This window comes from Enterococcus sp. DIV1208, assembly GCF_050530455.1.
In the GTDB taxonomy this organism is placed as follows: Bacteria; Bacillota; Bacilli; order Lactobacillales; family Enterococcaceae; genus Enterococcus_B; species Enterococcus_B hirae.
Genome location: NZ_CP172887.1, coordinates 939,306 through 963,644, shown reverse-complemented (window position 1 = coordinate 963,644; position 24,339 = coordinate 939,306). Strand labels below are relative to the sequence as shown.

General features: G+C 37.3%; 21 protein-coding genes. 6 read left to right on the top strand and 15 right to left on the bottom strand.

The window, feature by feature from the left end; all coding sequences use genetic code 11:
• Positions 1 to 148 precede the first annotated feature (148 nt).
• Both IGK91_RS04500 and IGK91_RS04495 read right to left on the bottom strand, forming a co-directional pair.
• The gene (locus IGK91_RS04500) at positions 149 to 877 is read right to left on the bottom strand and encodes a class I SAM-dependent methyltransferase (RefSeq protein ID WP_034867499.1); all 729 of its coding nucleotides are present in this window, start codon (positions 875 to 877) and stop codon (positions 149 to 151) included.
• Between the two features lie 384 nt (positions 878 to 1,261).
• A complete protein-coding gene (locus tag IGK91_RS04495) occupies positions 1,262 to 3,928 on the bottom strand; it encodes a cation-translocating P-type ATPase (RefSeq protein ID WP_430605335.1) in 2,667 nt (888 codons plus the stop codon).
• Positions 3,929 to 4,278: 350 nt separating this feature from the next.
• On the opposite strand from IGK91_RS04495, the gene cls reads away from it, so the two are divergent.
• A complete protein-coding gene (cls, locus tag IGK91_RS04490; RefSeq protein ID WP_010737327.1) occupies positions 4,279 to 5,730 on the top strand; it encodes a cardiolipin synthase in 1,452 nt (483 codons plus the stop codon).
• A 197-nt stretch (positions 5,731 to 5,927) separates the two neighbouring features.
• Here cls and IGK91_RS04485 read toward each other — a convergent pair whose 3' ends face one another.
• The 9 genes from IGK91_RS04485 to pfkB all read right to left on the bottom strand — a co-directional run bounded on the left by IGK91_RS04485 (position 5,928) and on the right by pfkB (position 14,560).
• A complete protein-coding gene (locus IGK91_RS04485; RefSeq protein ID WP_181934232.1) occupies positions 5,928 to 7,658 on the bottom strand; it encodes a hypothetical protein in 1,731 nt (576 codons plus the stop codon).
• Between the two features lie 13 nt (positions 7,659 to 7,671).
• Positions 7,672 to 8,685: a DUF916 and DUF3324 domain-containing protein gene (locus IGK91_RS04480; protein WP_430605334.1), complete on the bottom strand. Its 1,014-nt coding sequence runs from the start codon at positions 8,683 to 8,685 to the stop codon at positions 7,672 to 7,674.
• Between the two features lie 13 nt (positions 8,686 to 8,698).
• On the bottom strand, positions 8,699 to 9,409 hold the full coding sequence (locus tag IGK91_RS04475) for a WxL domain-containing protein (protein ID WP_010737324.1): 711 nt from the start codon (positions 9,407 to 9,409) through the stop codon (positions 8,699 to 8,701).
• 28 nt (positions 9,410 to 9,437) lie between these two features.
• Positions 9,438 to 10,097 carry a WxL domain-containing protein gene (locus tag IGK91_RS04470; RefSeq protein ID WP_010737323.1) on the bottom strand — a complete coding sequence of 220 codons (660 nt, stop codon included), beginning with the start codon at positions 10,095 to 10,097 and terminating at the stop codon, positions 9,438 to 9,440.
• Entirely contained in the window at positions 10,094 to 10,405 is a 312-nt protein-coding gene (locus tag IGK91_RS04465; RefSeq protein WP_010737322.1) for an LPXTG cell wall anchor domain-containing protein, read from the bottom strand. Before IGK91_RS04465 ends, IGK91_RS04470 begins: the two co-directional genes overlap by 4 nt.
• A 359-nt stretch (positions 10,406 to 10,764) precedes the next feature.
• Positions 10,765 to 11,742, bottom strand: coding sequence for a tagatose-bisphosphate aldolase (gene lacD / locus IGK91_RS04460; RefSeq protein WP_181934231.1), 978 nt, complete (start codon positions 11,740 to 11,742; stop codon positions 10,765 to 10,767).
• Positions 11,743 to 12,201 carry a fructose PTS transporter subunit IIA gene (locus IGK91_RS04455; RefSeq protein WP_010737320.1) on the bottom strand — a complete coding sequence of 153 codons (459 nt, stop codon included), beginning with the start codon at positions 12,199 to 12,201 and terminating at the stop codon, positions 11,743 to 11,745.
• An 11-nt stretch (positions 12,202 to 12,212) separates the two neighbouring features.
• On the bottom strand, positions 12,213 to 13,625 hold the full coding sequence (locus IGK91_RS04450) for a PTS fructose transporter subunit IIC (RefSeq protein ID WP_181934230.1): 1,413 nt from the start codon (positions 13,623 to 13,625) through the stop codon (positions 12,213 to 12,215).
• The gene (pfkB, locus tag IGK91_RS04445) at positions 13,622 to 14,560 is read right to left on the bottom strand and encodes a 1-phosphofructokinase (RefSeq protein WP_010737318.1); all 939 of its coding nucleotides are present in this window, start codon (positions 14,558 to 14,560) and stop codon (positions 13,622 to 13,624) included. The genes IGK91_RS04450 and pfkB overlap by 4 nt, the downstream gene beginning before the upstream one ends.
• A 177-nt stretch (positions 14,561 to 14,737) precedes the next feature.
• On the opposite strand from pfkB, the gene IGK91_RS04440 reads away from it, so the two are divergent.
• On the top strand, positions 14,738 to 15,484 hold the full coding sequence (locus IGK91_RS04440; protein WP_081122900.1) for a MurR/RpiR family transcriptional regulator: 747 nt from the start codon (positions 14,738 to 14,740) through the stop codon (positions 15,482 to 15,484).
• Positions 15,485 to 15,679: 195 nt separating this feature from the next.
• On the opposite strand, the gene thiD is transcribed toward IGK91_RS04440, so the two are convergent.
• From thiD to IGK91_RS04420, 4 genes are all read right to left on the bottom strand, one after another.
• Positions 15,680 to 16,528, bottom strand: a complete 849-nt coding sequence (thiD, locus tag IGK91_RS04435; protein WP_010737316.1) for a bifunctional hydroxymethylpyrimidine kinase/phosphomethylpyrimidine kinase — start codon at positions 16,526 to 16,528, stop codon at positions 15,680 to 15,682.
• A gap of 280 nt (positions 16,529 to 16,808) precedes the next feature.
• Positions 16,809 to 17,249 carry a universal stress protein gene (locus IGK91_RS04430; RefSeq protein ID WP_010719609.1) on the bottom strand — a complete coding sequence of 147 codons (441 nt, stop codon included), beginning with the start codon at positions 17,247 to 17,249 and terminating at the stop codon, positions 16,809 to 16,811.
• A 75-nt stretch (positions 17,250 to 17,324) separates the two neighbouring features.
• Positions 17,325 to 17,912 carry a hypothetical protein gene (locus tag IGK91_RS04425; protein WP_223603422.1) on the bottom strand — a complete coding sequence of 196 codons (588 nt, stop codon included), beginning with the start codon at positions 17,910 to 17,912 and terminating at the stop codon, positions 17,325 to 17,327.
• A 472-nt stretch (positions 17,913 to 18,384) separates the two neighbouring features.
• Complete coding sequence (locus IGK91_RS04420) at positions 18,385 to 19,782, bottom strand: glycoside hydrolase family 1 protein (RefSeq protein ID WP_010737313.1); 1,398 nt, start codon at positions 19,780 to 19,782, stop codon at positions 18,385 to 18,387.
• 153 nt (positions 19,783 to 19,935) lie between these two features.
• On the opposite strand from IGK91_RS04420, the gene celB reads away from it, so the two are divergent.
• The 4 genes from celB to IGK91_RS04400 all read left to right on the top strand — a co-directional run bounded on the left by celB (position 19,936) and on the right by IGK91_RS04400 (position 23,945).
• The gene (gene celB / locus IGK91_RS04415; protein ID WP_010719614.1) at positions 19,936 to 21,207 is read left to right on the top strand and encodes a PTS cellobiose transporter subunit IIC; all 1,272 of its coding nucleotides are present in this window, start codon (positions 19,936 to 19,938) and stop codon (positions 21,205 to 21,207) included.
• A 214-nt stretch (positions 21,208 to 21,421) separates the two neighbouring features.
• The gene (locus IGK91_RS04410) at positions 21,422 to 22,141 is read left to right on the top strand and encodes a GntR family transcriptional regulator (protein ID WP_010719615.1); all 720 of its coding nucleotides are present in this window, start codon (positions 21,422 to 21,424) and stop codon (positions 22,139 to 22,141) included.
• A gap of 157 nt (positions 22,142 to 22,298) precedes the next feature.
• Entirely contained in the window at positions 22,299 to 23,273 is a 975-nt protein-coding gene (locus IGK91_RS04405; RefSeq protein ID WP_113803531.1) for a VOC family protein, read from the top strand.
• Between the two features lie 63 nt (positions 23,274 to 23,336).
• Entirely contained in the window at positions 23,337 to 23,945 is a 609-nt protein-coding gene (locus tag IGK91_RS04400; protein WP_010737310.1) for an alpha/beta hydrolase, read from the top strand.
• Positions 23,946 to 24,339: the final 394 nt, after the last annotated feature.

Below are 24,339 nucleotides of genomic sequence, written 5' to 3'. Positions count from 1 at the left end.
TATCAGATTGGCTCAGTCTCTTCTCATCATATCTCTAAAGACGGATAAACGGTGTTCAAAAAGTCATTCCTCGTCAATCCGTCCTAAGAGATAAATCGTTTTTCTCTATATTCTTAGAGTAAACAAAACTAGTCATGCCCATTTGGGGTCACTCCTTCTTGATTAGTAGTAGCCGATAGGTCAACATCGTTGTACTAACAATTTTTTCTTTTGGGTCAAAATATTTTTGAATATACTCTTTAAAAATTGTTTCTTCTAGATATTCTTGATAATAAGCTCTCATAAAATCTTCCGTAATTTCTTCTTTAAACGTATACGTAAATTCTTTTCTTTTATAGGACCATTCTTCATCTTTTAAATAAGTTTCCAATTGATCCATTATTACTGGTGAAGTCACAGCATCTTCTTCGAAAATTCCTAATTTTTTTTCCAACGATGTAAACAGATCTTCTTTAGAAGAGACAACTCTTAGGATGACACAATATTTTTTCATCTTTGTTAACATTCTACTTAACTTTACGGAATCGTCTAAAGCCGGATTAGAAGCAGAGAAAATAAAATCATACGTTTTTCCATTTTCCAGAAATTCAGAAAAAGTCTGTTTCGTTAGATGAATGTTTTCCCTCCCCAATCTAGCTGCTTCTTCAGTAGCAAACTTCAACATTTCATCCGAAAAATCTATCAATTCATATGTAGTTGCTTCTTTTGACATCGCTAGATAGCGTCCAGCGCCACCTGCTACATCCACTATTTTCTCAGTTGGTAATGCAGCTTCTTTTTTTAGATATTCAATGACATCTCGGACAATTGTTTTGTCTGATTCTTTTTGATTCATGTAGTAATCGCTTGCAAAGGCGTCCCATTCTTCTTCGTTCATTTTCATTCCTCTATTTCTCTATTTTTATATCGCTTTTTCACTTTTCGGAATAAATAATATACTGACTAATTCATAACCAAAACCTACCTGCTCTTAGGCTTATCGAAATAATTATTTTTAAAATTTCTGTCCTTTCATTATACATGATTCACATGTGTTTTCCTTTCTTTCTATCTCATCAGAGCCAAATTTTTAAATTACCGATATAGTTCTTCACTATGTATATTAGACAGCTATCATCAAGTAAAGAATAAAGATGTCATTGAACAAAAAACTGGCTGGTATACATTCGGTTGAATCCCGAAGCCATACCAGCCAGTTGGTGAAATACTCTGCTATTAACTTTTGAATAGCACATCAAAAAATTATCCCAGGTATTCCTTTTTATTTCTCTTTTTGTACGTGTACAAGGATCAGTTTTGTGATTTCCATTAAAATGATTGTTACTAAGGCAATCCCGATTGACGTAAAGACTTCTGTCAAACCAAATGCTGCTGGAATTGAAAAGACTTCTTTCAAGCCTGGGATCATCGTCAAGCAATACAATGCACTACATACTACAACAGCTAACAATACGCTTCGATTTGCGAAGAAACCTGCTTGGATCGCTGTTTGTGTGTTAGAACGCGCAGGGAATGTTTGTAATGTTCGACACCAGATCAATGTAGAAAACGACATTGCTACGCCAAATTCTGGTGAATGTTGCATTCCTAACCATTGCGCAAAAATGACTGCGATACCGATTAATACGCCTCGATAAGTAACCGAGATCAATGTTTTATCGGTAAAGATTCCTGAATTTGGATCTCTTGGTGGACGTTTCATTGTAGCTGGTTCGGCTTTTTCTGTTCCTAAAGCAATCGCTGGTAATGAGTCGTTGACTAAGTTGATAAACAATAATTGTAATGCTGTAAATGGATTGGACCAATCAGCAACTAAAGCGAAGACAATCGCAATGATCGCACCTAAGTTTCCAGAGAATAAATAGGCAATCGCCTTTTTGATATTATCAAAAACATTACGTCCTACTTCTACGGCACTAACGATTGAAGCAAAGTTATCATCGGTCAAGACCATCGCTGCCGCATCTTTCGATACATCCGTACCCGTACCCATGGCAATACCGATATCCGCTTGTTTCAGGGCCGGAGCATCATTAACACCATCGCCTGTCATCGCAGAAATGTGTCCTTTTGTTTGCCATGCACGTACGATTCGGATCTTGTTTTCAGGAGATACACGTGCGTATACAGTCACTTTTTCCAAGACTTCGTTTAATTGATCTTCGGTCAATTCATCTAACTCTGTCCCTGTAAGTGCTTGATCTCCTTCTGCAAAGATCCCAATTTCTTTCGCGATCGCAACAGCAGTCGTTTTGTGGTCTCCAGTGATCATAATTGTTTTAATTCCAGCGCTTCGAGCTTCTTTAACTGCTTGTGTGACTTCTGCTCTTGGAGGATCGATCATGGCAAGTAATCCAACTAGAATCAAGTCATTTTCATCTTCAAATGACAACTCTGGACTTTCAATTGGGCGATAAGCAAAGGCTAAAACACGCAATGCCTTGTTTGAGAAAGCTTCATTTTGTTCTTTGAATTGTTTCATCAATTCCTCTGTCATTGGTACAACTTCACCATTTAGCAAGACCTTTTTACTGCGAGCAAACACGATATCTGGTCCACCTTTAACAAAAAGATAGTGTCCCTGATCAATGTTATGAGCAGTCGACATTAATTTTCGGTCAGAATCAAATGGTAATTCAGCTTTTCTTGGATAGTTGTTACGGATTTCTTGATACGGTTGATTCAATTTTTCACTAAAATCAATAAACGCTACCTCTGTCGGATCTCCAAGTTTCGTACCATCTTCACTGATGGAAGCATCATTGGCTAATACACTGATTTCAATCAAGCGTCTTTCATCGTCTGTCCATTTTTTTGGATCATCGGTAAAATCTCCAGTCGAACCATTCGCTAGATAATAATCAACTACCGTCATCTTATTTTGGGTCAATGTCCCAGTTTTATCTGTACAAATAATACTAGTCGAACCCAATGTTTCCACTGCTGGTAATTTTCGGATAATGGCATGTCGCTTCGCCATTTTATTGGTTCCCAAGGATAAAACGATCGTTACGATTGATTGTAATGCTTCTGGGATGGCAGCAACCGCAACAGCGACTGCAAACATTACTGCACTAACGATATCAGCAGTTAAATCACCTGTGCCTCCGCCAAGATAGATTCGGAACAATTGGATACCTAAAATAACTAACGATAAAGCTAAAATCGCTAAACTTAACTTCTTACTAAATTTATCTAATCCACGCTGTAGTGGTGTTACTTGTTCAGTTGTTGATTCAAGTAACCCTGCCACCTCACCGATTTCTGTGTTATTTCCAGTAGCGGTAACTAAGAATTTCCCACGACCATAAGTAATGATTGTTCCACTAAATACCATGTTGATACGATCACCAATCGGCACTGTCTGACTAATATCAGTTACTTCTTTTTCCGATGCTGTCGATTCACCAGTTAGCATCCCTTCATCCACTTTCAATGATCCAGCTTCTAACAACCGACCATCGGCAGGGACATAATCTCCCGCTTCCAATAAAACGATATCTCCTACAACCAGTTCATTCGCAGGGATCGTTTTTTCTTTTCCATCACGAATCACACGTGCATCAGGTGCAGAAAGATTTTTCAATGCCTCTAAAGAACCTTCTGCTTTCTTCGTTTGGATCACACTAATCACGGAGTTCAACATCAATACGGCAAAAATAACGAAAAATTCGATATAATCTCCCATGACCATTTGAATCAAAGCGACAATCAATAAGACAATAACCATTGCATCTTTAAAAGTTTCTAAAAACAATTTCCACGTTGGCTTCTTAGGTGCTTCTTTTAACTGATTCAATCCGTCTCTTTCTAACTTTTCTTTTGCTTGTGATGTACTCAAACCATCGGTTGAGCTCTGTGTTTTTTGCATCAGCGAGTCAATTGGTTCTTTATAGACAACTTGCTGAGCCTGTTCTTTGTTTTCCAAATTCCATCCCCCATTTTGTTTTTCGTTACCAAAAAGTTTTCTGACTGAAAAAAAAGAGACCTAAGACAAATGCGGATTTGTCTTAGGTCTCACCATTTCATACAATACCAGAAAACCAAATGGTTAACTTACTGTTGATATTATCACAACAAACGTTGTCGGTTACTCCCCTAAGGAGATATTCAACTATATTCTTATCCTACATGAATGAATAGAAAATTGCAACCACTTTGCCTTGTGGTTCTTTATTTTTTCAAACCACTTTATAATCTCTGCAACTTCAAATTTAGGATTCTAAGGATTCTCATGATATAATACTGTTTGTTATTCTAAATAAGGAGGAAGCTATTTTGGTTATCACTATTCTCACGATCCTTTATTTCATCAATGCACTAATTGCTTTAGTAACTATTTTAATCAAACCTCGTGACGTAGCTGCAATCTGGGCGTGGTTGCTCGTACTATTTGCTCTTCCAGGTCTTGGATTTATTCTATATCTCTTCTTCGGTCGCGGATTGACTGATAAGAAAAAATTTTATTTGAGACAAAGCGACTTGAAAGAACTAGAAAATTTTCAAGATTTCAAAGGAGATACGATCGATCACTATGATCCCGTCATGGATAATGAAGAGCATCAACAATTTGTTGACTTCTTCTCTTCTTTGAATCGCATGCCATTAACCCGACGTAATTCCGTCACTTTATTAACAGATGGTCAACAAAAATTAACTTCTCTATTAAGTGATATTCGGCAGGCAAAGCATTCGATTCATATCGAATATTATGCATTCGTCACGGACAACATCGGACAACAAATCTTGACATTACTTGAAGAAAAAGCTGCTGAAGGGGTTGAAGTCCGCTTATTATATGATGCGTTTGGCTCACACGGCACTAAACCGAAAGACTTTAACCGTTTGATCCAAAATGGTGGTCACGTCCACACATTCGTCACGTCACAAAGAGCATTACTTCGATTCCGCTTAAATTATCACGACCATCGTAAAATCGTCGTGATCGATGGTAAAATCGGCTATACCGGTGGCTTTAACATCGCCAATCAATATGTCAATCCAACCAAAAAGTTTGGTTATTGGCGTGATACTCATATTCGAATCTATGGCGCTGCTGCTTCATTATTACAGCTACGTTTTCTAACGGATTGGAATGTTTCAGTACCCGAACAAAAGAAGGTTGCCTATCATCTTGATTACTTTTTTCAAAAAGAACTTGGGAAAGACGACAAGCATGAAAATACTTCGATTCAACTAGTATCAAGTGGTCCTAACAACGAACGTGAACAAATTAAATTATCCTTTATTAAATTGATCACAGCTGCTAAAAAACGGGTATGGATTCAAACACCTTACCTGGTTCCAGATGAAAGTGTGATCGCTGCCTTAAAAATTGCCGCTTCTTCTGGCGTAGAAGTCAAGATCATGATTCCTAATAAACCTGATCATCCGTTTATTTACCGAGCAACCCAATATTATGCACGTCAATTGATCAAAGAAAACGTTCAAATCTTGGTTTATGAGAATGGTTTTTTACATGCGAAAACATTGATCATGGATGATGAAATTTGTATGGTCGGCTCTGCCAATCAAGATGTTCGAAGTTATCGGTTGAACTTCGAAACCAGTGCTGTCATTTATGATCCAGCCTTTTTAACCCAGTTAGCAGATCAATTTTTACAAGATGAAAAACAATGTACACCGATGACCACAGAAACAGTCAAAGAAATGTCTGGCTGGTTGTTATTCAAACAACAAATTTCTCGTTTGTTTTCACCTATCTTATAAATCATACGCAGGAAAGACTTACAAAACATGAGAAACTAGTGTTTTTTCCTTGAGCCACAAAAAAAGCCAAGAGCTTCAGAAACATTTTTTGTTTCTGGATTTCTCGGCTTATTTCTTTATGTTTAACTATTGCTTATTAAGAAACGTCGAAAATTGCTAGCGGAAAAATGAAGTAAGTCTCTTATCAAAAAATGACTCTATCCAGGAGCTTTTACGATAGTCCATTCTAATTCAGATTGATATACCCCACTTTTCCCTCCTGGAGCAACTGTTAGTTGGAATTGATGAGCTTGGTCTTGAGGTAAAGAATACTCCCTATCATTGATCTGTCTTAATGAAAGATTGACAGGTGTCGTTGAAATCACTGAACGGACCGAGTCATTTTGATAGGCTAACTGAGCCGCTAACTTTTGATCTCCATTACTAAACGGTTGAACTTGTTTAACGGTTAAATCCCAATCCTTTGGCTTGCCTGTTGTATCCTCTACTATCACATTCACTGCTTTTTGTGTCGTTGATTGGCTCGTTTGCCCTGTGATCACTAAATCTTGAAATAACATCTCTGGATCAATCTGTTTAAATGAAATCGTTCCTTGAACCAATTGGATAATCAATTTCTCCTTTTCAGAAACCTGTCCTTCCGCATCTTTTCCATAAATTTCTACGTGGTTTTCTCCTAATTGGAGCTGATCTAGTGGGAGTTTTTGACAAAAATCTGTCCACGTATCTTTCTTTTCATTACTAATAGAATTTACTAAAACATTTTCCGTACCACTTAATTGATAGAAAAGACGAATACTCTCACTTTCTTTATCTTTCCATTGACCTTTGATCACTAGTGACTGATCGGTCGGTGAAACCGTGACTTCACTTGTGGGTTCTAATAGTTTGACCTCTGGTGGTGTGTCTGCTTGAACAAGTGATAGCACTGCATCATCTTCAGCTACTTGCGTGCCGTTAGTGATCTTAAGATGAACTGCATTATCTCCTAATTTCCCATGATTTTTCAAATCAACAGGAATTGAAAACGTCCCGTCTTCCTTAAAATCTGTTACTGATACTGGGATCGTTTGCCCATTGATCGTCAAGTCAGGAGAAAGATTGCTTTGATCGCCCACCCAATTTCCTGTCAATGTTGTTTGGTAGGACTGCTCATCTGAAACAGTGATTTGCTTATTTTTTGTTGCTTCATCAAAAGAAAGGCCTAGTTCTTGAATCTTTGGCGCTGATACTGTTAGGAAATTATCCCAGTCAATCGTAGCTGTCTGACTATCGAAAATAGCTGTATGAAAAGTAAATTTACTTTTCGTTAGTGCTTCTTTTGTGATCTCCGCTTGGTAAGATAATGACACTTTATCCCCTTGATGAAGCAATAATTTTTGTAAGGAATATTGATCGTCGTAGTTTCCATCTGTAAAACCTGAGTCAGAGATTTGGGTCATCCTACCGTTATATGTGATATCGTCTGAATATAATATTTTTACATTCGTATTAAAATACCACAACATCGTTGATTGCAACTGTGTATTGCTATCAATAAAGGCACCTGTTTGATTTTCCCCATTTATTGGCTGATAAGTAAAGGCTGGATCCCCGAATAATTTTAGCCCTTGAGTTTCTTCGGGATATAAAATCACGACAGAAGACTGCTTGTACACATCTGGCAGAATTCCTTCGTCCTGTTTTTCTAAAGTCGTCGTGACAGTAATTTTATCGCCTACAGCTGTGTAATTAGGTGCATGATCTTTTGTATAAGAAATGGTTGCTTTTACATGCCCATCAAAAATGAGTCCTTCCGTCTTTTCTGGATAAGTAACATCCGCTAACACCGAAGTAGTAGAAAAGAAAAGAGTGATCAAAAAACAAAAAAAGAATAAAAAGAATAAAAAGATAAAGAGCTCTTGTCTTAATTGTTTTTTTGCATCCATTTGACTAGCTCACCTACCTTTTTGCTTTCAGTAATTTCCAACTTAAAAATAAAATGATCAGCACAAGAAATAGTCCAATTCCGATAATGAGGGATAAATAAGGGATTCCCTTTTCATTTGTCACAGCATCATGATTTAGTTTATTTGCTTTATCAGCTTTAATTGTCAAATCAGAGGTCATATGCCAGCGATGAGTGGTTCCTTGCTCTTTTGCATCAATGGTCACTGTATAGTTACCTGCAGCGATTTTGTCTTTGTTCAAACCGATCGGAAAATCAAAATTTGTATTGGGTGCGATCGACAAATTCTCCTTTTTCGTTTCATACAGTATCTCATTACTGTCTTTTTTCGTCACTTTAGCATCAAATGCCACCTTACTAATGATCGTAGCTGTCGGATTTTGGATATTTGCAAAGATTGTCGTATACGAGTTTTGTAATCCTACGTTGACTTTTTTTAATTTTAAGTCAGGAGTCACTTTAACCAAACTATTTTGTAATTTAACGCCAATGACATAGGCATATTTATTACGGATCGCCGTTCCTTTTGCTTTTTGGCTAATGTCATCCTTCTTACTAACGTGAATCCCGCCAAGAATGATCCCCTTAAAAGCAGTTTTTGGCATGGTGATCTGGAATTGAACATCCTCAGCTTTTCCCGCAGGTAATTCTACTTCTTGTGTTTTGGGTTTTACTAGTTGATTCAACTCGTATTTGGCTGACGGATCTTTTTTAAATTCATTTTTTCCATAATCGATCACACCATTGCTATTGGTTGCAGCATTATTCACGTTCACAAGAAAAGCAGCTTTTTCTTTCCCAGTATTCGCTAGATGGATCTTAATTGTTTTTTGTTGATTGGGCTGAAGGTGTAAATCAAAATACGAAAGATTCTTGTCAACTTGGAAATCTGGAATATCCGCGCTAACGCTATATGCTGATTCATTTGAATCAGCATAGACGGACATTGGCAACATAGTCACCCATAATCCAAGAACCAAAACAATCAATGCTCGTAGTTTATTCATCTTACTCCTCTTTCTATTCCGTTGGGCCTGCCGTCAATGTCCAGGTAATCGTAGCCGTATATTCTTTTGCTTGTGCCGATCCTGAAGGAACCGCTAACTGCACATTTGCATTGTCTCCTTGTGTTCCATTAAAGACATCTACCCAAGTGCCTTCTCCAGCTAAACTATCTGCTGTCATGACCGTTTGTGCTTCTGTATTGGCAAAAACGACATCATTCGTCACTGGCTTTTTACTGATATTATCTGAATTAGTAGCTGCTTCACCATTTTTAAATGAAAGAATGGCTCCTTTTAATTCTGAGTTGTCACTAGCTGTAAATTTTGAGGCTGAGGCTGTCAAAACCCAACCACCTTCTACACCACGCTTATCCGTTACTTGGACATAAGGGGAAGCATTGACTGCATGATATACTTGTCCAGTCGTAGCAATATCTTTGGTACCAAATGTAATATTCGAAACATAATCGATCGATAATGGACCATTGTCTCCTGTCCCATGGTTATCTGGATCATCTGGATCAATCGGATTATTTGGATCAACTGGCGTATCCGGATCGTTAGGATTGACTGGTGTGACCGGATCGGTATTGGTTCCATCAAAAGTGATCTTTGCAGTAGAAGTAGTTGAATCATCAATCGTTTCGTCTGCTTTCACCATCGTAGATAATAAGATAGTAGAAAATAATGAGGCCGTTGCTAGCGTATAAAGTACTTGTTTTTTCATTGTTATTCCATTTCTCCTTTAATTAAAACTATGCTGGTGCATCAGTTAATGTCCAAACTAAAGTGGCCGTGTAGGCTCCTGCCAAATTCCCTGAAGGAACTTTTAACTTCACTTGAGACGTTGTCATTTCATCTGCCCAAGTACCCAGACCAGTATCTTTCACTGCTGACATGATATTTTGGGCATCATCATTGACGGTGATTTCATTTGTAGCAGGCGCAGCGGATTGACTATCTGCGACAGTTTTAGTTTGCCCAACTGGTAGCGTGAGTTCTGCCCCTTTTAATGTTTGATCAGCTGAAGAAAAACCAGATTGTGCTGGATCATAGTTTACTTGCAGATTCCAACCAGCCCCTGTTCCTCGTAAATCTGAGATTTGAGCTTCGACCATGTTAGCTGGTGCTGTTGCTTGGTAAGTCTCTGTCTTCCCAGAAATCATTTGAGTCCCAAAATCAATATTTGAGATATAATCAATACGCAAATCACCTGTGTTACCAGTAGGTTGATTCGATGATGGGTTATCATCTGGATCAAGAGGGTCAATCGGCCCTACTGGATGATCAGGATCTTGTTTCGTCAAGCCGATTTTTGCTGTACTTTTTCCACTTAAATCATCGGCATGTACGGTTAAAGCCCCCATTAAAAAACTTGTACTGAGTAATACAGTCGTTAAGATTATTTTTTTCACTGTTGTTCCTTCTTTCTTTTCCTGAACAGTTGCCATAGACCTATCACTAAAGTAAGAAAACCCAGCCATTCTAAAAAGAACGAGGATCGGTCATTTGTCTGTGGAAATCGTGTTTTTTCTTCTTTTTTTGTTACCTGATTTTTTTCAGATGCAGAAAATAGAGTACTTGGGTCTTTCGGAAGCTCCCCTTTAAAGGTGATCCCCACCTGACTTTTTTCACTTGAAGCAAATACTTCATCATTTAAAACGGATAATTGGACCGATAAAAAAATCAAAACATACAAAACAATCTTTTGAAATGTCTTCACATGTATTTTGCATCTCCCCTTTTTAAATAGTTATTAAATGTCAGATAGGATCGATTTTTCGTTCATGACTAGTTAGAACACTCAAAAACAAAAAATAGGTCTATATCTTTTCAAACCAGAATCATACACGCTTCCTCTTTTCCCAGCAACGTAATAAATGTATGCCATACAATTTTCAATGAGAGTTTTTTGAGGTTTTTGAATTTTTTTTTAACTAGTTAAACTAAACTAGCTGAGACTAGGTCATTCATGAAACAAAATAAGCCGAAGTGCCCCAAAGTTAAACTACTTTTGGCTCTTCGACTTTCTTCTCAAATATAGATACTTTTCTTTCAGTATAAAAATTATGAAATGAAGATTTATTGAATTTTATTGAATATGGAAGAAGCAGTTTGCTCTAATACGTTGTTTAACGAATGTAACTTTTCTTTTCCAATGGTTTGAAACCAATCTACTGCAGCTTCGTTGCCTTCTTTCACAAATGGTGACACTCCTTCTGGCCAAGTAGCTCGTCCACATAATACTCCATTGAAATCAGAACCTGCTTCATGAGCAAATCGTAATGTTTGCTGAAATAATTCTGTGCTAACTCCTGCACTCAAAAAGATAAACGGACGTTCAGTTGCAGCGCTTTGTGCTAGAAAGAATGTTTTAGCTTCTTCTCTTGAATACACAGCTTCTTTCCCAAAGCCTTCGACAAAGTTCATATTGACAGGAACTTCTACTTTTAATACATCTACATGATATCGCTCTTTTGAAAATTCCGGCATCGCTTCAATTACTTTTCGCGGTTTTATTTTTGCATATTCTTTTGTCGTTGTATCAGAGTGAATTGCATCGTACGAAATGATTTCTAAAAAAAATGGTAGTTCTTCTGCAAGACATTCTGAGCCGATTCTTTCGATATAGGCTTTCTTTTGTTCATTGATTTCTTCGTTTTCATCCACATCGTAATACAATAAAAATTTGCAGGCATCTGCCCCCACCTCTTTTAATCTTTTTACAGACCAAGTATTCAAACTATCTGGTAACCGTCCTGGCAGCGAACTATCATAACCGTTTTTTTCATAAGCTAATAATAGTCCTGTATTATGGGCACGATCTTTCGCTGCTGGTAATCCATACTCCGGATCTAACAAAATAGCTGAGGCATAAGGTGTTAATTCCTTTGAAACGATTTCTTTAAAACCAACTATATCGCGATCGTTTGTTTCTCTGTATTGACCAATTAGTTTCTTCAATGCGCCCCGTTGATCAATTGCTAAGGCACCGATCCTTCCATTTTCATCAACTATATTTTTTAAATGGTTTCGTTTCCCTTGACTGATCTTTTTCATTTAAGCTACCTCGTCTATCTGATTATTTAGTAATTTGGCTATTTCATCTGCTGAACTGGCTTCTTTTAAACTAGCTCTTATATCATCACGCATCAATAAACGTGCCACTGTTGACAATAACTTTAAATGCGCGTCATCAGCTTGTGTATCGGGAACAAACAAAGCAATAATAAATTGGATTGGCTGACCATCCAAACTTTGCCACACTACTTTTTCTTTTAGTTTTAAAATAATCGCTGCCGGGTGATGAATCGCTGAAGCTTTCGCATGAGGAATCGCAAAACCGTCCATCATTCCAGTAGTACCTTCATTTTCTCTTTCAATTAACTTTTCCAATACTTCTTTTTGATTGTCTGCAATAGTCAAATCAACGGTTTTCTTAGCTAAAAACTCAAAAATATCATTTTGAGTTTGACCTATTTGATTCAAAAATATATTTTGCTCTTGGATAAAGCCCATTTTATTATCTCCTAGTCTATTGATTTAACCATGATTTTATTTTTCATAGTTACAGTTCTTTTTTGCAAAAATCCTAATAAAAAGCCGCCAATTAAAGAGCCAATTAAAATAGCGATCAGCCATTTCACCCCATGTGTAACAACAGGTAATACTAAAAATCCACCATGAGGAGCAGGGACTTGTACCCCGAAAATATAGGTTAAAACTGCAGCAATCGAGGATCCAAACATCATGATTGGCAAAACCTTCAATGGGTCTTTGGCAGCAAAAGGAATAGCGCCTTCGGTAATATGTGTCGAACCTAGAATAAAGTTCACTAAACCAGCGTTTCGATCATTTGTCGCAAAATATTTACCAAAAAACAATGTCGCAAAACCGGTAATTAACGGTGGGGCAATACAAGCAGCAGAAACTCCTGCCATAAAGGTTGTATTTCCTTGCGCTAGCAAAGCGGTCCCAGTGACATACGCCGCTTTGTTGATTGGTCCGCCCATATCAAATGCACACATACATCCCACAATGATTCCTAAAACAAGTGGACTAGAATGTTGAAAACTAGCTAACCAATTCATCATTCCTTCATTGATCATTTTCATTGGTTCTGCTAAAAGGGCCATAATTGTCCCAATCGTCGCTACACCAATCACGGGATAAAGAAAAATTGCTTTCAATCCATCTAATGACTTTGGCAAGTTTTTTAATAGTTTTTGCAAAAGTAGAATAAAGTAACCTGATAAAAAGCCTGATAAAATCCCCCCTAAAAAGCCTGTTCCTCCTGCATTTGCTACCAAGCCACCTACTAAACCTGGTCGTTTGGCAATTCCTTCTGCAATATAAGCTGATAAGATAGGAACCATCATCCCCATCGCTGCATCTCCGACACTTTTCAGCATTGCAGCAGTTGCATTGTATTGGGCATTTGTCGGATCAAAGGAATAAATGCCCCACACAGCAAAAGAGATAGCAATTAAAACACCACCGGCTACAACAAATGGCAGCATATGTGAAACACCATTCATTAAATTCTTATAGACACTGTGTCCCAGTGAATTAGCGGAACGCTGGTCCACATCTTCAATCGTATCGGCTACTTGATCTTTTGTTACAATTGAGCCTTTACCAGCTAGCGCCTCTTCAATCAAACGATCTGCTTCTTTAATCCCCACACTAACAGAAACATCAATGATTCGTTTCCCCGCAAATCGTTCTGGCTGAACATCTTTATCTGCTGCAACAATTACCGCATCAGCTTCTTGAATCTCTTCATGTGACAGTTCATTCTCTACTCCTATTTGTCCGTGCGTTTCAACCTTGATCGTAATACCTTTTCGTTTGGCTGCTTGTTCTAATGCTTCTTGTGCCATATACGTATGGGCAATTCCTGTTGGGCAACCAGTGGCTGCAATCAGTTGATACTTCGTCATACTTTCTCCCCCTCTTCTTGAATCACATTGATTTGTGTCATTAATTCCTCAACATCCGAAAAATCGGTTAACCCTTTACGAAAAGCCGTAGAACTCCCAGCTGCGAGCCCTTCTTTCAATGACTCTTGAATTGTTTTTTGTTTCAACCACCCAGCTAAAAATGCCCCCAGTAAACTGTCACCCGCACATGCGGTATTCACTACTATTCCTTTTGGCGAATTACCGAATAATACTTGTTCTTTATTCAGAAATAAAGCGCCTTCACTGCCGAGTGAAATTAACACATTTTGAGCTCCTTGTTTTAACAACTCTTTTCCATAAAAAATATACGCTTCTTTGGTATTCCTCTCTGTCTGGAACCATATTCGCAATTCTTCTTCGTTTGGCTTTAACAAAAACGGTTGGTATGGTAAACAATCCAATATTTCGTAGTAGCTGCTGTCAATGATCAAAAAGACTTTATTCTTTTGACAAATGCGACTGATTTCGACTAAAACTGCTGGAGAAACACCTTGAGGCAAGCTTCCTGAAACACAAAGATAATCGCCCATTTTAAGATTCTCAATTTTCTTTAAAAATTGCATCACTTGGTTTTTAGTTAATTCTGGGCCTTTATTTACCAGTTTGTATTCTGCTTTTTCTTTTTTTACCTGAGTAAATACATTGATCCTAGTCATCCCAGGAACTTCTAAAAAGTCCGTTTTAATGCTTCTTTCTTTTAAAAAATCTTCGATATATTGTCCAGTAAAACCTGCTTTAATCCCCATTGCTGTACTTTCGATACCTAACATTTTTAAAATCATCGACACATTGACACCTTTACCATTCGCTTGAATATCATCTTGATTTGTACGATTTACAACAAAAGGATTTAATTGATCCGTTTCAATAAATAAATCAATTGCTAGATTTAGCGTACATGTATAAACGGCCAATTGACTCCCTCCCTTCTTTCCTTTATTATGAAGCAGAGCCTATTGTAAATGTTTTCATAATCACTCATATTCAATGAAAAGTTTTACAAACAACAAAAAAACAAATATTTTTATTCTTTTTTACAGAAGAAGTGCCGCAATTTCTTTCTATTCTATACATCAAGCGGGGGATCATACATGGAAAACAAGCTAAGTGAGTCTGAACAATTTTTGTGGCGTTTTATTGAGGCACATATTTTAGATATTCCTGATTATTCGATCATCAAACTGAGTGAATTAGCTAATGTGTCAACAGCAACCATCGTTCGAACTATGAAAAAGAAAGGTTATGAAGGTTTTACTTCTTTCAAACACCATTTAAAAGAAAAGGGAAATCAAACGATCAACTTTTCTACTTTAGAAAAAGTGGATCGAGGGATTCGGAAAGCTATTTTAAAAAATGAAGAAGAAGTAACTCGTACGATCAATATGATTGAAATCGGCAACATTGAGGATGCCATCCAAAAAATCAAAGTTGCACGTCGGATCATTATTTTTGCTCGTGGCTTTTCAGAATTAATCGCCCAAGAAATGATGGTTAAATTTCAACTTGCAGGCAAATACTGTGAGCTTCACACTGATCCTGAAATCATCAAAAATATCAGTAAAACGTTACATAAAGAAGACATTGCTATTTTTGTTTCTTTAAATGGCGAAACAAGCGAATTAGTAGTTGCTGCTCAAAATTGTTATAACGCAGAGATTGGGACGGTACTCTTAACCGCGAATCAATACTCTAGTATGATGCAAATTATTGAAATCGCTTTCGTTAGGTTTAAATCAGAGGGTTCATTTTTTCCTGATTACGAGGTAAGATCCAGACTCCCATTGTCGATATTAGCGCGTATATTATTAGATGCATACGCATTGAGAACAAGCGAGTAAAAGAGAACATGGATCGTTTACTTTCATACTCTATGAACTTATTTTTTTGAATAAAACAAACGAAAGACAGTGGAGTGATCATCAATGAATGATCCTCCTCTGTCTTTCTCGGTTACTTTAACCAGCTATTTATATGATTCACTTATACTTTTTTGAAAAATTATAAAAGCAAAAAAAAACGATTCTTTTAGATAGCTATTGATTCTTCTTTGAAGAACAGTTTTTTGCTGAGAGTTGCTTTTCTGCTGCCCAGTGATTGATGGGACCATACTTGTGACCGACAATGATTTCTTCACCAATTGCAATATTGACATAGTCTTTTGCCGTTCGGATTGCTTCTTCTACTGTTTTTCCTTTCGCTAATTCTGCAGCAATGCAAGCCGACAATGTGTCTCCTGTACCGTTGATTCGATCTGTCGGATAAAAGACTGCACTTAACCAAAATGATCGTCCAGATTCCAGCAACACATAATCTCTTACTTCTTCTTGATTACTTTCTTTCGTATGAAATCCTTTGATCATCACATTTTTGGCACCCATTGCCTGTAAGTCAACAGCGGCCTGAACATAATCTTCATCTGTCGTTAAGGTTCTTCCAGTTAATTTCTCTGCTTCATAGAAATTCGGCGTCAAGACAGTCGCTAACGGTACTAGTTTTTCTTTCAGACTACTTAAAGCAGCCTCTTCTAATAATAGATTTCCATGCTTCGTCACGATTACCGGGTCGACCACTAAAGGACCGAAGTTATACTGTTGATAATTTTTAACTACTGTTTCAATCAATTCTGCATCAGCTAACATACCTGTTTTAGCCGCTCTTATTTGGTAGTCTTCAGCGATCAAAGAAAATTCTTTATCAATGAACGCACTTGGTAAGGTCACACTTGCTCCGATCCCATAAGAATTTCCTGCCACACAAGCCGTCATAACTGATACACCATAGACGCCACGGGTAAAGAAAGTATGCATATCTGCTTGCATTCCTGCACTTCCATCACTGTCTGATCCCGCGATCGTCATGACTTGTACATATTGGTCGTTCATACGCTTCATTCCCTTTTTTATTTTTCCAACTCATTCCCTATTCTACACAACTATACCACTTCTTACTTTAAGGAATCAAATCGTATATAAATAGGCATTTCCATCCACTAATCATTTGCTGATTAGTAAAAAAGGGAAAGCAAAAAGAAAAAAGCATGACAAAAAACCGAAGAATACTGACATAAAAGAGATGATGCTCAGCTTCTTCGGCTTACTTTTTTATTTGCTTCTTCAGTGTACTGCTCAGTTCTAGCATCCTCTCACTAACTAGCGAGTGACGTTATTTTACTACCAACACATTGCACGGTGCATGTGTGACTACATAAGAAGTAGTTGACCCAACTAAGACACGTTCCACGGCATTCAATCCTGTAGCCCCCATAACAATCAAATCAATTTTTTCCTTTGATTCATTGAAATTTGCAATCAATGTTTTCGGATATCCATACAAAATATACGTCTCGATATCAGTTAGTCCCTTTTCAATTGCTAAGTTGCGATGCTCTTTCATTTGGTTTTCTGCAACTTCATCTAATTCCTCTTGTAAGTTCGTTGTAACAAATGCAAAATCACCGAAATAGTTACCCGTTACTTCGTTTACGTACAAAATGTGTAGCTTTGCCTGATTTCTTTTTGCAATTGTAACTGCTTCAGAAAAGGCTTTTTCTGCTTTTTCTGATCCATCAATTGCTACTAATATATTTTTATAGGTGTCTGCCATTGAAACCGCCTCCTTTACAATCAGTGTAGCACGATTATTTTAAGGGAACAACTAATTTACTAGCACTGACCAAACTTAGCGATTCGCTTGTCTTTGAACTTGTTCATGCGGTTTTCTTTCATTAGAGCTGTGACCTTCTTGGCTTGCTTTTTCTTTTATCTGAGTCATACGCAGTTTTTTTTCTAGCGGCTTCATTTGTCCTAAATTACTTTTCGGTTCAAAATGATCCGTGGTAGGAAATAACCTTTTCTTTCCGTCTGTCTCTGTTAAATCCATCATATTATTATTTAACTTCTTATGCTCGCTCACTGTTGATTCTGTTAATATTTCAGTCTGGCTTTCCTTATCCACTGATTCTTTTTGTTGAAGTTCTTTAGGTAATATTTTTTTTAAATCTGAAGCGATACCTGTATAAAAATCCGTTATTTTTTGTGCTTTACCCAGTAATCTCCATTTATCAGAATCCCCATCCGCTTGAAAAGAGTATAATTCAGGTCTATATATTGGGTTTAAATTTATATTCTTGAACCCAGCATAATCGACGAGGATCGCTCGTAAATTTTCACAGCACCAAGCTGGACTTTCTTGATACAAATCATAGATTTGTTTTTCTACTGTCGTTTGGTTTCTTAACTTGGTGTTGTTCCCAATTCCTTGGAACAAATGCCGGCTTATTCATGAATAAAAGATTATATAAATAAATACTATCTGACATCAAATTCGGGTTATTCTTTAAATTGATAGATTCATAACCATTTTTTCCATAGTCCACTCGATCTGCTTTAAAATATACATTAAATAAACCTTCGTTTTTTTCCATTCGATCTCCTTTTCTTTATCGACAGTTTTTGTAAATTGCAACAAATTTTAATCACTCGTATCCATGTTCTTACTAGTTTGGATAACTGTGTCGGTTCACACTGCTTTTTAGTATTGTTTCCTACCATTTTTTATGTAATAAACCAATGAAATTGAGACAAAAAGTTTTTATTTTCAAGAAATGAGCAGATAAGCCGAAATTTCTGAAGATTGGTAAAAATAATAAAATCGTTTATTGCGATTATGACCTTTGTACTTCACAACTTTTTGTCCCAGTTTCATTCGTTTTTATTCTAAAAACTATTTACAAAACTTTTTAGGCTTCAAACCCATTTTTCATGGCTACGGTTTTAAACCAATGGCCCGACTTTTTAATCGTCCGTTTACCGTCTTGGTTTAGATCGACAGCAATCAGTCCATAACGATTTTTATAAGCGTTCGTCCAAGACCAGTTATCCATGCAAGTCCACATGTGGTAACCCACACAATTCGTTCCTTCTTGGATTGCCTGATGCACATATTTCAGATGGTCTGTGACAAAAGTGATCCGATAATCATCTTCAATCACGCCTTCCGAGTTAACGAAACGTTCTTCCCCTTCTACACCCATACCATTTTCAGAGATATAACATTTGATATTGCCATAGTTCTCTCTCGTATTCGTCAAGATATCATAGATCCCTTTTTCATAAATTTCCCAACCACGATAGATATTCATTTTTTTATTAGGCATATCATAATAATCAAAATAATCTTCTGGCATTGGTCCATTCTGATGATCAAGCGGTGTTTCTTTTGCCTTGATTCTCCGAGGTTGATAATAATTGATTCCTAATAGATCAATCGTATTTTCTTTGATAATCGTTAAGTCATCGGGCCCCATCTCTGGCATTATCGCTAATTCTTTCACAATAGCAACCAACTCTGATGGAAACTCTCCTTTTACTGCAGGATCAAGAAAAGAACGATTGAAAAAAGCATCAGCGACTCTAGCAGCCTTGACATCCTCAGGGTTTGTTTCGTCTCGCGGGTAGCTAGGAGTTAAATTCAAAATGATTCCAATTTCTCCTTTTTGTCCCATCTTATGATAGGCTTCAATTGCTTTGGCACTTGCCAAATTTTCGTGGAAACCAACTTGAATAGCCTCTTTTAGATTGATATGGTTAGGATAATGGAACTGATAGAGATAACCGCCTTCTACTGGAACAATCGGTTCATTATGGGTAAACCATTTCTTTACTAAATCCCCAAATAACTCAAAACAGGTTTTTGCATAGGCCACATAGGCGTCAACCGTATCACGAGACAACCAGCCACCCGTTTGTTGTAATTCTAAAGGCATATCAAAATGATATAAATTGACAAATGGTTCAATTCCCTGCTCCAGTAATTCTGTAAAATATGAGCGGTAAAATGATACAGCCTGTTGATTCACTTCTCCTTTTCCTTTAGGGAATAGACGACTCCATTGAATGGATGTTCGGAAAGTATTATGACCTGTCTCTTTCATCAATTGAACGTCTTCTCGATATTTCGTGTAAACTTGAGAGGTTTTCTCAGGACCAACTTGATTGAAAAATTTTTCTGGCTCTAGATCATACCAATAGTCCCAAATGTTTTCTCCTTTCCCATCTCCTTTGATTCTGCCTTCTGTTTGTGGTCCACTTGCGGCAGTTCCCCACCAAAAATTCTTTGGAAAATCGTAGTGTTTCATTTCATAATCCCTCAATTCTTTTAGTAATTACCGTAATCATAAACAATCACCGAAAATAAATCAATACTTTTTATAAAAATGACTAGACATTTAAACAGACAGACGTTATACTACGTTTGTAATCGATTGCAAAATAAATTTGAGGTGAAAAAAATGAATGGTTTTATGGATAAACTTTCTCAAAAAATTATGCCCTTAGCCAATCTTTTAGGGCAAAACCGTTACTTAACTGTGTTACGGGATGCATTTATGTTGTCATTTCCGCTAACAATGTTTGGATCAATTGTGGTCGTTGTGAATAATCTACCGTTCTTCAGTGATGGTACCAAAGGCACGTTAAGCACCCTTTTTGGTAATGGTCAAAATGCGACGATGAGTATCATGTCCGTTTTTGTTACATTTGGTATCGGCTATTATTTATCAAAATCATATGATGTAGAAGGTATTTTTGGTGGCGCTGTTTCATTCGCAAGCTTTTTGATTCTCACACCTTTTGTGATGACAACAGCTGGTGGTGAAGAAGTTTCGGGTGTCCTATCACTTGATCGTCTAGGTGCTAAAGGAATGTTCATTGGAATGATTGCTGCCTTTTTAGCTGCGGAAATCTACTGTCGAATCACCAAACGTGGTTGGCAAATTAAAATGCCTGATGGCGTACCACCTGCAGTAACGAAATCTTTTGCCGCTTTGATTCCAGCTGTAGTCACATTGACTGTTTTCTTGATCATCAACGCTGTCATGACTGGCGTATTCAATGCGAACCTTCATGACTTAGTCTATGAAGTTATCCAAAAACCTCTAACTGGTTTAGGTAGTAGTTTACCTGCCACGTTGATTGCCTTATTCTTTGTTCAATTTTTGTGGTTCTTTGGTCTTCACGGTCAAATTATTGTTAATTCTGTTATGGACCCTATCTGGAATACATTGATGCTTGATAATTTAGAAGCTTATCAGCATGGGAAAGAACTACCACATATCATCACAAAACCATTTATGGAAACCTTTACCGTTGGTATCGGTGGCTCTGGAATGACGTTAGCAGTAGTATTATTGATGGCTTTTGTCTTGAAGAAAAAACAATACCGTGATGTTGGTCGTTTAGCGCTAGCACCTGGAATCTTCAATGTCAATGAACCTGCAATTTTTGGTCTACCAATCGTATTGAACGCAACCATTTTGATTCCTTGGGTCGTTGCTCCTTTGGTCGTGACGACGTTCAACTACTTGATGATGGCAGCTGGCATCGTTCCTCCGCCTACTGGTGTTTCAGTTCCGTGGACTGTGCCGATCATTGCTAGTGGTGTTTTAGCTACCAATTCATGGCTAGGCGGTCTCTTACAAGTAGTCGATTTTGTGATCGTCGCTTTTATTTGGTACCCATTCTTAAAAGTATTAGATAAACAACCTGATTTGGACGTTGTGTAAAGCCTTATCTACTCACCTGTGAAGCAAATCATCTTCTTTCTAATAGAGATTAAGTAAATTTTATAATCTAGCATGAACAGTCAAAACATGGAATGATGTGAATTGATTTGTTCATGCTTGTTTCATTGAAATGAGTGATTCAACAACTAAACTTCGTTATTTCTTTCTTGTCGAACGAAATAACTTTCGTTATACTCAATACGAGGTGAATAACGTGCCAAAATATGAAGAAATCGCAAATGTTTTAAGGGAAAGAATCCGTTCAAAAGAATATCCACCAAACAGTTTTTTACCTAATCAGATCACTTTAGTCGAAGAATTTGGCGCAAGTCGAATGACCATCAAAAAAGCCATCAATATTCTGGCTATGGAAGGATTAGTTTATTCGCAAAGAGGGGCTGGAACCAAAATTTTAGATCATCCTTTTATCGAGAAAGATACCTCCCCTGCCAATGAGTATGAGGGACTCAGTCATCAAATGAAGCGTCGTCATCGTTCACTGACGAGTCAAATCATTCAATTTGATGTCGAGTTTCCGAACCCATTTATTCAAGAAAAACTAATGATTGGTGCCGAACAACCGGTTTATAATATTCACCGTCTACGAATTTTAGACAACGAACCTTATATTTTGGAACATACATTTATGCCTGTACATTTAGTTCCAGGTCTAAAAAAAGAACATCTGCTTTCTTCTATCTATGATTACTTGCACCAAGATCTAAATCTTCATTTTGCAGGCGCCTATCGAGCAATTTCAGCAGATAAAAGTACGCACTTTGATCAGGAATACTTGAATTGTTCGGAAATAGATCCTGTTTTGGATGTGCAACAAGTCGTTTATCTAAAAGATGGTCAGCCCATCGAATATTCATCTAGTAGAAATCGGTTTGATGTCCGCAACTATTCCTTACTTGATGTCCGTTCAAACTAAAAAAATCCGTTTCAAAAATAGGAAACTATTGTGAAACGGATTTTTTGGTGTTTACAAAAGAGCAGAGTCAAACAGAATAATTGCCAGAAACGTTTCCACTCACTATACTGTAACTAACACAATACTTACTTTTTGTAAGTTCAAAGGAGGAACTCCCATGGATACTCAAATCAAAGGCATCCACCATGTTACCGCTATGACTTCAAGTCCCACTAAAATTTATCGTTTTTTTACGGATATTTTAGGAATGCGCTTAGTAAAAAAAACGATCAACCAAGATGATATCGAAACGTATCACCTTTATTTTACAGATGAATACGGCTCCCCTGGAACTGACATGACTTTTTTCGCTTTTCCTAATCAACCTCAAGGAAGTAAAGGAACGGATACGATTTCTAGAGTGTCCTTTCGAGTACCAACTGATGAAGCATTGACTTATTGGTTCAAACGCTTTGAAGAAAAGAATGTTCTTCACTCTGCGATCAAGGAACGTTTTTCTAAAAAATATCTGGAGTTTGAAGACTTTGACCATCAATTCTATCAATTGATTTCTGATGAAAACAATACAGGTGTTGCTGGTGGTACTCCTTGGAAGAACAGCAATATTCCATCAGAATATGCAATTACAGGCTTGGGTCCAGTTTTTGTCCGAGTGAGTCAAATGGAACCATTACAGTTACTATTAGAACAGACTTTAGAGTTTAAACTTACTGATCAAACAGGAGCTTTTTCGCTCTTTGAAGTCGGTCAAGGCGGTAATGGAGCAAGCATCATTGTTGAACAGCGAGCAGATTTACCAAAAGCAATCGAAGGATTCGGCAATATCCATCACCTTGCCTTGCGTGTCGCTGATGAAGAAGCCTTACGTCACTGGATCCATGTGATCAATCAGATAAACGTACCAAGTTCAGGGTTTGTGGATCGCTTCTACTTCCAATCAGAATACTTCTTAGCTGCCACCCACGTTCTCTTTGAATTAGCAACAGATGGACCTGGTTTTTTTGGAGATGAATCAGCAGATACAGTTGGCGAAAAACTATCACTCCCACCACAACTCGAAAGTAAAAGAGAAGAAATCGAAGCGTACATTCGTCCCTTCGATACTCAGGATGCCAACCAACAACGAGAATGATCTTCTTTCTATCCAGACAGTCGTTTTCAAGAAACATAACTTTCAAGAAAAAGAGGTCAAATCATGGAATATTTTTTTCAAGCGGGAAAACAAACAAGTAGAAATTTACTCCTTCTTCATGGTACAGGTGGCGATGAATATTCTTTACTTGAAACCGCCCAGTTCCTTGAACCGGATGCTACGATTCTTTCTTTTCGTGGTTCAATCAAAGAAGACGGAATGAATCGCTTCTTTCGCCGGAATGGGTTGAATCAATTCGATTACCAGAGCTTAGCAGAAGAAACAGCGCTTCTATACCATGAAATCTCAGCAGTTAGCCAAAAAGAAAACATCTCGTTACATGACTGGGTGATCGTAGGCTATTCCAATGGAGCGAATATCGCTGCTCACTTGCTATTATCGAGAAATACTGAGCTGCGAAAAGGAATCCTTTTTCATCCAATGTCTTTAAACGTCAATTATCCAGCAAAAATAATGACTGATACTCAGATCTGGCTTTCTTACAGCAAGACCGATCCAATCGTCTCCTCTATAGCGATTACGAATCTGATCAAAGATTTTGAAATGCAAAAAGCTCACCTCACATTGCAAGAAACGTTTACTGGTCATCAATTAACAAAGGCTGAATTAATTGCCGCAAAAAGTTGGCTTTCTTCGCTTTCGGTTAACTAATATTGGACGAAGGTTGTGATGCATCGGATTATTTTTTCAAAGTCTCTTTTTCAAAGACTCTATAATGAGGTACGCTCCAAAAGTTGTACGTGAAAACGACAATTTTTAGGGCGTATTTTTTTGTTTCGACCTTTACGCACGAAACAGAAAAATGGATGTAAGTGCTAGATCCAACTATCCATTTTTCTCAAATCATCTCTTTTAATTTTCATTTTGGAAAATCCTTCTTGGCTCCCCCTCATTTTAAACGCATCATATTAAAGATAAATAGAAACATTCCTCATTTGAAAAAACTGTAGAATATGGATTTCTATTATAAAAATTAGAAAAAAATGAGTTTTTGATTAGCTAGATTTCCGAAAAATTGCTATAGTTTAATTAATCAGAGTTGCAA